11 protein-coding genes are annotated in these 12,199 nt (G+C 37.4%); all 11 read left to right on the forward strand.

Annotated features, from left to right (window positions below; genetic code table 11):
- The first annotated feature begins 305 nt into the window (after positions 1 to 305).
- Positions 306 to 965 (forward strand): TetR family transcriptional regulator, encoded by a 660-nt coding sequence (locus AC6F8J_RS11205; protein WP_500723417.1) that lies wholly within the window; start codon positions 306 to 308, stop codon positions 963 to 965.
- Positions 966 to 981: 16 nt separating this feature from the next.
- Positions 982 to 2,337 (forward strand): MFS transporter, encoded by a 1,356-nt coding sequence (locus AC6F8J_RS11210; RefSeq protein ID WP_500723418.1) that lies wholly within the window; start codon positions 982 to 984, stop codon positions 2,335 to 2,337.
- A gap of 56 nt (positions 2,338 to 2,393) precedes the next feature.
- The gene (locus tag AC6F8J_RS11215; RefSeq protein ID WP_500723419.1) at positions 2,394 to 2,582 is read left to right on the forward strand and encodes a hypothetical protein; all 189 of its coding nucleotides are present in this window, start codon (positions 2,394 to 2,396) and stop codon (positions 2,580 to 2,582) included.
- Positions 2,583 to 2,732: 150 nt separating this feature from the next.
- Entirely contained in the window at positions 2,733 to 3,044 is a 312-nt protein-coding gene (locus AC6F8J_RS11220) for a heavy metal-binding domain-containing protein (protein WP_500723420.1), read from the forward strand.
- 273 nt (positions 3,045 to 3,317) lie between these two features.
- Entirely contained in the window at positions 3,318 to 3,866 is a 549-nt protein-coding gene (locus tag AC6F8J_RS11225) for a fibronectin type III domain-containing protein (RefSeq protein ID WP_500723421.1), read from the forward strand.
- Positions 3,845 to 5,527 (forward strand): InlB B-repeat-containing protein, encoded by a 1,683-nt coding sequence (locus AC6F8J_RS11230; protein ID WP_500723422.1) that lies wholly within the window; start codon positions 3,845 to 3,847, stop codon positions 5,525 to 5,527. The genes AC6F8J_RS11225 and AC6F8J_RS11230 overlap by 22 nt, the downstream gene beginning before the upstream one ends.
- A gap of 276 nt (positions 5,528 to 5,803) precedes the next feature.
- Entirely contained in the window at positions 5,804 to 6,817 is a 1,014-nt protein-coding gene (locus AC6F8J_RS11235) for a hypothetical protein (protein WP_500723423.1), read from the forward strand.
- 113 nt (positions 6,818 to 6,930) lie between these two features.
- Positions 6,931 to 7,827: a sensor domain-containing diguanylate cyclase gene (locus AC6F8J_RS11240; protein ID WP_275842849.1), complete on the forward strand. Its 897-nt coding sequence runs from the start codon at positions 6,931 to 6,933 to the stop codon at positions 7,825 to 7,827.
- A gap of 100 nt (positions 7,828 to 7,927) precedes the next feature.
- Positions 7,928 to 10,111, forward strand: a complete 2,184-nt coding sequence (locus tag AC6F8J_RS11245; RefSeq protein ID WP_500723424.1) for a diguanylate cyclase domain-containing protein — start codon at positions 7,928 to 7,930, stop codon at positions 10,109 to 10,111.
- A gap of 166 nt (positions 10,112 to 10,277) precedes the next feature.
- Positions 10,278 to 10,685, forward strand: coding sequence for a metallopeptidase family protein (locus AC6F8J_RS11250; protein WP_275842851.1), 408 nt, complete (start codon positions 10,278 to 10,280; stop codon positions 10,683 to 10,685).
- A 177-nt stretch (positions 10,686 to 10,862) separates the two neighbouring features.
- Positions 10,863 to 12,199 (forward strand): S-layer homology domain-containing protein (locus tag AC6F8J_RS11255; protein ID WP_500723425.1); only part of this gene is annotated, 1,337 nt, incomplete at its 3' end.

The raw sequence follows: 12,199 nt of genomic DNA on the forward strand, positions 1-12,199 counted from the left end.
TGTTTGTTAGCCATTGAAATTCTGTCCGTACAACATTTTCTTTGATTACTTTTTCTTCAAAATACTTTAACATATTTACTGGGTTCCCTTTATAATCAATCTCATTTACATATGCCGCATGACCCGCCACTCCTTTTTCAGCAACCGGAGGGACGGTTCTTGCGACCTACTAAGCAGAGTAATCAATGAACAACCAGAAGAACCGTCCCCCCGGTTCCACCCCCGGTTCCAATTGACAATCTTGAAGCTTGTGATATAATAAGTATCATAGTGATAGACCATCTATCACAAAGGGAGATGCTTGTATGAAGCTTAAAAGTAAACGCATGAATGAAATAAATAAGCAGAAAGAAAAGAGAAAAGAAGATATATTGGTTGCCGCCATAGAAGTGTTTAAGGAAAAAAGCATTCGATCAGCAAAGATGACGGATATTGCCTTGGAATCAGAAGTTGGCGTAGCAACGGTCTACCGTTATTTTAAAACCAAGTTTGACCTTGTAACTGAAGCGGTCAATTGGATGTGTAAAGAAGAAATACAGTTGATGTTTGAACCTTTTGAAGGTGATTATTATAAGCGTATGACGGGGTTTGAACAAGTATCTTATATTTTAAAACTTTTTATTCAGCTGTATGAAGCGTATCCTGATTTTCTTACACTACTTGAACAATTCGACAATTATGTTGTTGAAGAACAGATTGGCCTGGAACAATTAGAGAATTATGAAAAAAATATCATAGACATGAAAGAGATAGCATTTGACGCCATAGAGCGAGGTAAAAAGGATGGGTCGATAAAAACGGAAATCGACAACAATATTTTTTATACGACCATTACCCATAGTCTGATGAGTCTATCACAAAAATTAATCCTACGTGGCAATATTTTAAGTAGTGATGGTGAAGTAGAAGGTAAGAATCAGTTGGCCATATTGATTGAAATGGCTCAGGGTTATATTAAAAACTAGAATTGCGGAGGAGCAAATGAAAGAAAAATTACCGTTTTCAAAGCAAATAGCTTATGCACTTGGACAATTGGGATGGTCTTTGCTATCAGGGATTATTGGAACCTATCTTATTTTCTACTATATACCTACAGAAAAATCAGGGATTATGGTGGTGATTCCACAAATAGCACTTTTTGGTTTCTTGACCATTATTGGTATGATTACAATGCTGGGTAGATTTTTTGATGCCGTAACCGACCCTTGGATTGCAACATTAAGTGACCGTTGTAGATCCCCAAAAGGCCGACGTATCACTTATATGAGAAGAGCGGCGGTGCCTTTTGCGGCATTAACGGTGTTGGTCTTTTGGAACCCTATCAATGGTGAGAGTGTGCATAATGCCATTTTTTTAACCGTGTCTCTGCTTCTGTTTTATTTGTTTTTTACAATGTATGTAACCCCTTATATGGCATTGTTATCTGAACTTGGCCACACACCTAAAGAGCGACTCAATCTATCAACCTATATATCCGTCACTTGGTTCATTGGTTTTGCATTGGCATCTCAAGCGCCTATCTTATGGAATGCATTTGTTGATATGGGTATGGATAAACAAAATGCTGTCCGTCTGGCTTTTGTAGTTTTTGCCGTCATCGGACTTATATTTTTATTGATACCTGTATTTGCAATCGATGAGAAACGCTACTGTGAATCGATTCCCTCAGATATTAAAATGATTGAATCCATCAAGGCAACTTTTCGAAATCGTGAATTTACAATCTTCGCCATGTCAGATTTGGTATATTGGGTGGCGATAACAGTATTTCAAAATGCATTGCTTTATTATATCACCGTATTATTGGATCGACCTGAAGAGATGCTGGGCATCTTATTCATTCTATTAGGCGTAGGCTCTTTTATTTTTTATGCACCGGTTAATGTATTGGCGAAGAAATTTGGTAAGAAAAAACTGCTGATCATTGCGTTTTCAATGTTTATCGCAGCCTTTATATATAGTATTTTCCTAGGGAAACTACCTTTTTCACCTACCCTTCAAGCCTATATCTTGGTCATTATCGCTTCAATACCAATGGCAATATTTGGTATCTTACCAAACGTTGTTATTGCAGATATTGCTGAGTATGATGGGATTATGACAGGAACGAGAAGAGAAGGTATGTTCTTTGGAACACGGACCTTTGTGTCCAAGATTGGTCAAATGATATCCATGCTAATACTGAGCGCTTTACTTTTACTTAGGCAAAATGGTAGTAATGAGATGGGAATTCGTTTAACAGCGGTATTTGCAGCCGTATTTTGCGTCATTGGCTTGATCTTCTTATTGATGTATAATGAAGATAAAGTATTAAAAGGGCTAGCTGACCAGAGGTAGACTAGAGGGACGGTTTCTAACCAAAAGAACCGTCGCTCAGGTAAGGGGGTAATGATATGAATAAAAAAATAGCTCCGATTCTTGTAGGGGGTATACTCACATCATACTTATTGGGTTACTTAACTTTGATTTTAACGGGGATGTTGATGAATATACCGGATGGCATTAAGGCAGTATTAGGAATCATCGCGGTAATTATTATTATAGTAATAGCTACACTTATTTATACACTCAACATTGGTTAAGGTGTCAAAACTATATAGTTGAACTTTTGCATACAATATATAGTTATGAATGCATCAACGTAATCTATATATTGTATGTAAATTTAGTGAAACTTAGTTTTGACCCTTTAACCAACATTAGATTAAAAGAGATTGACAAGGAGGATGACGATGATCTTAGTAAATACTGATTATATTACAGGTAAAGAACTTGAAATGTTAGGGATTGTAAAAGGTAGTACAATTCAATCCAAACACATGGGAAAAGACATCATGGCAGGTTTTAAGACTATGGTTGGTGGAGAATTATCTAGTTATAATGAAATGATGAATGAGGCAAGAGCGCTCGGTACTAAAAGAATGGTGGATGAAGCAGAGGCAATGGGCGCAGATGCCATTGTTAATGTTCGTTATGCATCTAGTGCCATTATGCAAGGTGCTGCTGAAGTCATTGTATATGGTACAGCTGTTAGGTTTATCTAAACCAGAGGTAACCACAGCGATGGTTCTCCCGGCTCTAAGAAGATAATTCTCATGTAAAAAAACCATTAGCGAATATCGCTAGTGTTTTTTTTTGGGTGTCACGCCGATGTAACAGAGATGTCCGTCATATGTAACGGCTATTTTATATAATGTATTTAGTGGCAACAATAAAGAATGATTTGGTTAACCCCGTTTTCCTTAAAATGAGGCTGAAAATAGCGTACTTACCGCCAGAATGAAGTGAGAAAAAACTTATAATGATGAGGTGCAATTATGAAAAAAATGAAAAAAGTATTATCATTGGCAATAGCGTTATCATTAATGTTCAGTAGTATGAATATAGTTAATGCCGAAACTGAACCAACTACTCCAATTTTGGGCATTGCTACTACTCCAGTTGATGAAACATCTGCAGAAGCTTCTTGGTCTGTAACTTTCCCAGATGGTAGCTATATTTTAAATGATTATGACTACCAATTAAGTGGAAAAAGTAAAGTTAAAGACGTTACGACAACATCAAAAACTTTTAATGACTTAACACCAGGTACTGTTTATCAGTTAACCGTTGACGCTCATTATTCAAAAGTCGAAGAAGAGCAAAGCACTTTTGAAATAGAAAAAAAAGACTTTGAAGTAGAAACGACTAAAGAATCTAGCATAAAGGATATTAATATTTGGAGAAGAGAGATTGATGGCATTACAGAGTACGCTTTTTCTAAGAGCAATAATAGCACGAGATATGAAACCGTTGAGGAAGCTTTAGAAGCGGCCTTAGAAAAAAAGGCGAGACCTACGAATCTTTGGAGTCTTATACATCCTTAGAGTTTAAAACCAATGAAGGTGAAGGTTGGGAAAAATCCGAAAAAATTACTGTAGTGGTCATTCAAAAACAAACGGAAACAGAAACCAGATACCGAGTCAAAGGTAGTGAGGATGAATATAGTACAGACCTTGACGTGGTAGTTAAGAAGCAAGCATCAAGTTATGAGTATGATGAATGGATCATTGAAAACGATGATTTGGTTTATACAGTTATGCTCGTGACAAAAGGTACAGTTTCAGATACAGTAGAAGTAGCATTACCTGTTAATTTATGGATGGCAGCAGATGATGGTGCAAGGCTTTATATAGACGGGCAAGAAAAAGCCGGCTTATTAAAAAAATGGAATGCACCAAGCAATTACAACAAAGCAAATCTATTTTATATTCACGACTTAAGCAGAAATCCATTTTTAGCAGCAAAGGCATGGGATGGTCATGAATTAACAGGTAAAGGTGACAAAACCATTGCAGGGTTTAAGATGGTACTTGAAGTTCGTGATGAACGGTATAGCGTAACAGATGAAACATGGTATTACTATACAGGCGAAGGCGAGCCGAAAGAAGATGCTGCAGGAAATTTCTGGTATGAAGAAGCCTATATGGCGCATTCGGATCTTTGGACAAAGGTGACAGTTATTAAAAATCCTAATGGCGCTTGGGCAAAAAGCGATGCGTTCCCAGCAGACGGCGACTATATTTGGACACCTTCCTATCTTCATAGTAAGCAAAATAAAATCGATACACCAGTGTATTTTAGAAATGCCCCAACACAAGTTCCAATAGATTATTTTGACATCAAAATCACACCAATTATTAAAGAACGTACAGATGATAGTATTATCAATAACCCATTAGCTGGTAGCATCAAAGCTACTTTCAGCGATACTGATACAACAGCCCAATCAAGTGGTGACACCATTAATGTTACTTTACCAGATGGTACGATTATAACTTTTGAAGCCATAGCTTCTGAGGGTTACAGATTTGTATCTTGGCTGTATAATTTAAATAAAGAATTGGATGAAGGGGATGATAGCTATAGACCAAATCCAAGAAATGTAAGGGTTTCAAGCTCATCTAATAAATTTGGACCAACACCTGTATTTGAGGTTGCACCACCGGTGGTTGATCAAACATTCACAGTACTTGCGACAACCGAACAACCGGGTATGGGTACTGCAAGTCCTTCAGAACAAATAGTTGAAGCAGACGGTAGTGCTACAGTGACAGCTGAAGCTAAGACAGGATTCTTCTTTATCCATTGGACGGATGGTGAATCGATTGTTTCAACAGATGCATCTTACACGGTTGAAGGTGTTCAAAGCGATATGACTTTCTATGCGGTCTTTGACGAAGATACTGAGCCTAACAATCCAGAATCGAGAAGAAGGTCAACACCAGAACCAGAACAGGAAGAAGAGACAGAAACAGAAACTGAAGTATTCCTAGATCTTGTAGACGAAACTACACCTGAAGCATTACCGGAAGTAGATGTTGTTGAACCGGTAGTAGCTATAGAGATCTTAGATGAAGAGATTCCAGAAGCAGATGCTAGTGCTGATGTGGAATTGCCAAAAACTTCCGGTATACCAATAGGTATTTACTATGGATTGGGTATCGCAATTAGTGGCCTAGGTTTTAAAATTAAAAAAAGAAGCTAACCAAAGTGACAGTTCTCTTGGTTCGAACAACCATAAAATTATAAGCAAGATCCGTTAGCCATTCAATTGGCTGACGGATCTTTTGGTAATTAAGGTTACGATTGCTATAGTTCTGGTGGATAGATATTATTCCCAATCAAATGCCTTTAACTATGGACTAAGATGCTTTATAATAAGGAATAGAATAATAAAAATAGTGTCGTTATGGCATAAATGATAAATATGAAGGGGTAATATAGGCTAAGCAGATGGACATAGCCTATCAGAGTGAGCAAGATGATTAAAAAAATGGTTGTCTTTGTATGGATGATGCTGATTGTCCTTATGGTTATGTGTCCTGTCCTACATGCCAATACACAAATAGAAAAGGACGCGAAGGAAATATTAGAATCAAATACCTTGTTAAGGGTTCATCTAAGTGGTGATGGTGTTTTACAAGTGCATATGGCATCTGTGGACCTTAAGCTAACTTTTGACCGTGTGGGGATAAATGAACTTTATGGCTTAAGTCGATTATCTTTGTCGAAGGTTCCTCAGATGGGTGATTATCATAAGATGGAAATTGGAACAGATTGGATTAGCCCATATATGATGCGAGCCCTTGAAATGGATGATATCGATTTGCCCTTTTATACCGGTGGCTGGCATGGCTCTAATGGTGACGATACGGGAGAAATGACCGCCTATACAGAGTATGTGCGCTTTGGTGTTGACGGTCATCCACTCTATACGGACACATGGTTGGTTTGCAAAACCTTAACCATACAAGTGATCAATCAAGTTCAAGCTTATAATGATGACACCTCGTCACTTAAAGAAGTCATTACTTACACGATAGATCATGATAAGGTGGATATAAAAGTAGATGCAATAGCAAAAAAGTCGCTAGAGATTATCCAATATTTTGGACTTCAGACTCAGAATGGTTGGTGGGATTCTATTCGGTATTATGATTTGATGGGGACATATACAGAAAACACAACCTACCTAAACAGCTATGCCCTACCAAAAAACAAGCAGACAATTCATCAGTTCCAGCTTAGGTCTAGCGGTATAGCGCCCATTCTAACAGCAGGGATGCTGACAGATGGCTTGGGTAGCTTTGGATATCTTAAAGAGGATAAACCGACTTGTTTTACAAGAGGATATGGCAAAACATATTTTAATCTCATTAGTGGTAACCCTCTGATACTAGAAGCTGAAGATCATTTTACTTGGCGTGGTTATTATCAGTTCGAGCCATCTGAGCCAGTGGAACCGGTTATCTCAGAGACACTTGCCCAAGAATAAAATATAAAAATCTAGGAATAGTAAAGATTTGAAGGGTATTGTGATTGATTATAATAAAAAGCTGATATCATTTTGGTCTTTAGGAAATTATGCGTTAAGAAAGAGGTCTTATCATGGATAAGAGAATATTATATGAGAATTTACTGAATTATGTTTATGAGGGGATGTATTTTGTGGATGTGGACCGCAAAATCACTTTTTGGAACCAAGGAGCCGAGCGCATCACAGGCTATAAAGCCGAGGAAGTTGTTGGTAGTTATTGTTATGATAATATCTTAAATCATGTAGATGAAAAAGGAAATAAACTTTGCTTTGGTGGTTGTCCCTTACATGCAACCATTAAGGATGGGAAAAACAGAGATGCACATGTTTATTTACAGCATAAATCAGGAAGCCGCATTAATGTAAAAGTGAGAACAACACCTATTATAGAAAATGGTAAGAATATTGGCGCAGTTGAGCTTTTCATAGAGGAAGTGGATAAGTTTGCTGAATTTTTTGAACTTGTTGAACTAAGAGAAATTGCCTATCGTGATCAATTGACAGGGTTGCCGAATCGTCGTTTTTTAGATGAGAATTTAATGTATCAGATGGAAATGGCACGTAAACTTGATGTATCGGTTGGTATTGCCTTTATAGATATTGATTTTTTTAAAAAGGTCAATGACACCTATGGTCATCTCATGGGTGATGAAACTTTAAAGGTACTGGCAAAAACATTAACAAAAGGTTTACGAACGAGTGATATTGTTGGCCGATGGGGTGGTGAAGAGTTCATTCTAATTTTGCCGAATTCGGATAGTATAAGTTTAGAAGTTTTGTGTGAAAAACTTAGAATGTTAGTGGAAAATAGCTCTGTGGACCGAAGCAACACAGATCTGAAAATCACAATATCGATTGGCGCCACCATCATGCGCAAGAGCGATACTCTAGAGTCAATAATTAATCGAGCAGATTGCTTACTGTATGAAAGCAAAGAAAATGGACGCAATAGAGTAACGATAAGGTGATCAGTGGTCTCGACAAGAGAGACGGTTCTTTTGGTCCAATAACCTACATCAGTAAAAAATATAGATTATTATAATAGCAACGGCAAATGAAAGGCAGATTATGGACAATAGAGCCACTAGAGAAAAAATGACGAAGCACAAAAGCAACGAGTATTTCACAATCTATGAGCTGAAAGAGTTACAAGACACACAGGAGAAGTTCAATAAATACTCAGGCTTATTCAATATTGTTTTTGATTTGAGTGGGACACCAGTGACGAAAATAAAGGATCAAAGGGACCTGTTTGAGGATTTCATTCAACGAATCAAAACACAAAGTAATCTTTTTTTTAGTGCACGGTCAATGGTAAAAATCTACTTTAAAGACCATTTACAGGTATACTTATGTAAAACATCAGAAAAACTATATGGTGTTATAGATCTTATGGCCCACGGAAAAAAAGTAGCCAGTTGGTTGGTTCAAGATACTTACAAAATAGAGAGCAAGGATAGTGATTTCAATCTAGATCCGGCAAAATCCAGTTTTATTACCATATGTCATTTGCTACACCTTCAAATCGAGCAGCTTGAAAAACAAGCTATTCTTAAGATGTGTATACATTATGAGAAAGAGAAACTAGAAAAAAGTCAGCAAGAAAAATTGAGTTTGTATCAGTCTTATGAAGAAAGCCTAAGAGAAAAATCAAATAACCTGGAAGAGGCCAATGCTGAATTAGAAGAAATAAATGCAGTCTTAGAAGAAGAAATAAGTGAAAAAGTATTAGCACAAGAAGCTCTAAAAACAGTTATTGAGACAATAGAAAATCAAGTAAGAGACAGAACAAATGAGTTGCAAGAAATGAACATATCTCTGGAAGAAGAGATTCAAGAACGTATCAAAGTGGAAAGTGATCTAACCAAAGAAAAGACATTCATTGAAGCCTTACTTGAAAGTCTGCCCGGTTATTTATATGTCTATAATATGGAAGGCAAGCTCATACGCTGGAATAAAAAACATGAAACCATGACCGGCTATTCTTCAGACGAGTTAGCACAGATGACCTTGAATCAATGGTTTGATGAAAATGATTTCCATAAGGTACAAAAAGCGGTTGAAGAAGTCTTAGAAACAGGTTATAGCGAAGTAGAAGCAAAGCTAAAATTAAAAAATGGTAAGAAAATGGATATAGTATCTAATGGGGTACGGCTTTATATTGATAATCAGACCTATTTTACAGGTGTGGGCATGGATATAACAGAAAAGAAAAAAGCTGAGGAAAATATTATATATCTTAGTTACCATGATTATTTGACAGGCCTTTATAATAGACGTTTTTATGAAGATTATTTGAAAAAATTAGACGTCGAGAATAGTTTACCATTGACGCTCATGATGGCAGATGTTAATGGCCTAAAACTCACCAATGATGCATTTGGCCATGAAACAGGTGATTTGCTCTTACTGAAAGTTGCTAATATACTGAAGAAAAATTGCCGAAAGGGTGATATTGTAGCCAGAATGGGTGGCGATGAGTTTATACTTTTATTACCATCGACGGATGAAGAAGAAGTGAAGAATATTATTCGAGCAATCAACAGTGATATTTCGGAGGATAGCAGTGAAAATATCATCCTATCAGTTTCAATCGGTTACGCTATTAAACGTGACCGACATAAATCTATGATTGAGGTTTTTCGAGAAGCAGAAGATGATATGTATAGAAATAAAGTATTTGTAAATGCCAGCCTTAGGAGTCGAACCATTGATTTGATCATCAATTCTCTCTATGAAAAAAACAATAGAGAAATGTTTCATTCTAAAAGAGTGGGTCGAATTTGTGAACTCATGGCAGAAAAGATGGGACTTGGAGAAGATGAGATAAAAAAAATAAGTATTGCCGGTCTCATGCATGACATCGGTAAGATTGGGATCGGTGATATGATTCTTAATAAGGTTGAAGCTTTATCACAAGCGGAGTGGAAGGATATCATGCGACACTCAGAGATTGGCTACCGTATATTGAGTTCAGCCAATGAATTTTCAGATATTGCAGATTTCATACTGGCACACCATGAACGATGGGATGGAAGAGGCTATCCAAAGGGTTTAAAGGGTGAAGAAATACCAATAGAAGCTAGGGTTATTACAATTGCAGATGCTTATGATGCGATGACTTCAGACCGTTCCTATAGAAAAGGTCTCAGCAAGTCAGAGGCCATTGAAGAGACCATCAAGTGTTCTGGCACTCAGTTTGATGCTGATTTGGTACGTATTTTTACGGAACAGGTTGTTGAGCTTATCTAAGAGACCAAGAACTCAGTTAACTTTTACCAGAGGCTTTAATTTTTATCTTTTCTTAATGGTCAATATATAGGCCAATATGTTATGATGCAACCAAGGGTGATGACATCCTGGATGAACCTTGAAGATATGAGAAAGCTTAGATGAGCGGACTTGTTTGGAGGCTATTATGGCAGAGACAGATACATTTCCATCGATGGAAGCAATAAGAGATATGTTGGATGACATACAAGAAGACTTACCACCAATACTTTTTGAAGAGCTTAATGGTGGTGTGCTTTTACTACCGGAAGAGAAGTTACATCCTGAGAGTAGAAAAGCAGACAAGCTATATATAAAAGGCGAGTACCATCGCAGTCGTATATTAGGTAGACAGATTATTATCTATTATGGCACGTTCAAAAAACTTTATGAATCAAAATCAGAAAAAAAGATCTACAAAGAGTTAAAAAAGACCTTGCACCATGAGTTTGTTCATCATATTGAATCTTTGGGTGGAGAAAAAGACCTTGAGATTGATGATGCCATTCGACTGGAAGCCTATAGACGAAGAAAAAGCATTAAAAAAGAGTTATAGAAAACCAGGATAAATCCTTATATGACATTTTGATAAATCATTGTCATAATTCATTGAAATCTAAAAAAGTGAGTGCTATACTTATATGAGATTTAGAAGATTACCACCATTTAAGGAACGTATTGAAGCATATTACGTCTAATGGATGAGTAAAGAAATATAATGGAGGGTACACACATGAAAAAATCAATCAGTAAAATAGTTTTATCTATGCTTGTACTTGTTGTATCCATGGGCTTTGGACCAAAAGCTCAAGCAGCAAGTATTTTTTCGGACACAAATAGACACTGGGCAGAGACAGACATCTATAAAGGCGTAACAGAAGGCTTTATAAAAGGCTATACAGATGGCACCTTCAAACCGGATCAAGCGGTGACTCGGGCTGAGTTTAGTAAGATGCTGAATCAAGCCCTAGGGGTAACGGGTACAGTGAATATAACTATGAAAGATCTAAAGACAACAGACTGGTACTATAATGAAGTTAGAAAAGCGGTTGCAGCCGGCTATATCACAGGTTACACAGATAACACTTTTAAGCCGGACAATAATATTACTAGACAAGAAGCGGCCAGCATGATTGCCAAAGTCATACCTAATTACGGTACAACCACCAAACTAACCGGCATTTTAGATACAAAGGACATATCTAATTGGGCCAAGGATAGTGTTGAAGCGGTGTTTGGCCGTGGCTATATTACCGGTGACAATCGTAAGATGTACCGTCCACTCGGTGCTCTGACCAGAGCGGAAGCCTGTGTTATTTTACTGAGACTTCTAGATGGTGAACAGGTTGTTACCACGTCTAATCACATTATTGATAAAAAAGGCACCACAATAAGCAGGACCATCTATACCAATAACTTGACCATTCATAAGGATATAGGAACCGGTGATGTTGATCTTGATCGCGCTGTTGTCCTTGGTACCTTAAGCGTTCAGGGCGGTGGCGAAAGTACGATTGAGATTGAAGATTCTAGGATTCGTAACATGAATGTGGAAAAAACCACAGGTGATGTCAGGGTACTTCTTAGAGGCAATACGACGGTTGATGTGACTACAGCAAAATACGGCAGTACACTGGAACAAGTTAGCATGACGGGTGAAGGTTATAAGAGTCTAAGATTAGATGGCAGTAATCTAAGTAAGCAAGAAACCATCTTAAAAGGAACGTTCCCGAGTGTGCTGGTGGATGATACAGTATTACTGTCTCTAGCATCTGGAAAAATTACGGATTTAAGAGTGAACGCTGGTTCGACCGGAAGTGTCATTAAATTGGCCAGTGGTACCACGGTAATCAATACGGATGTGTATTCAAGAGTAAGCTTTACTGGAACAGGTAGAATTACAACTCTAACAGCTTATGCCAATGACATCACTTATGAAACCAAGCCAAGTAAGATTACGAATGGAACTTCATTATCGAGACCACCGGTACTTGGAGAAGATAAAGAAGGACCTGTACCTACCTTTACACCAAAATCAGATGCAACAAATGTAGCAACCAATACAAAAAT

Source organism: Petrocella sp., assembly GCF_059865615.1.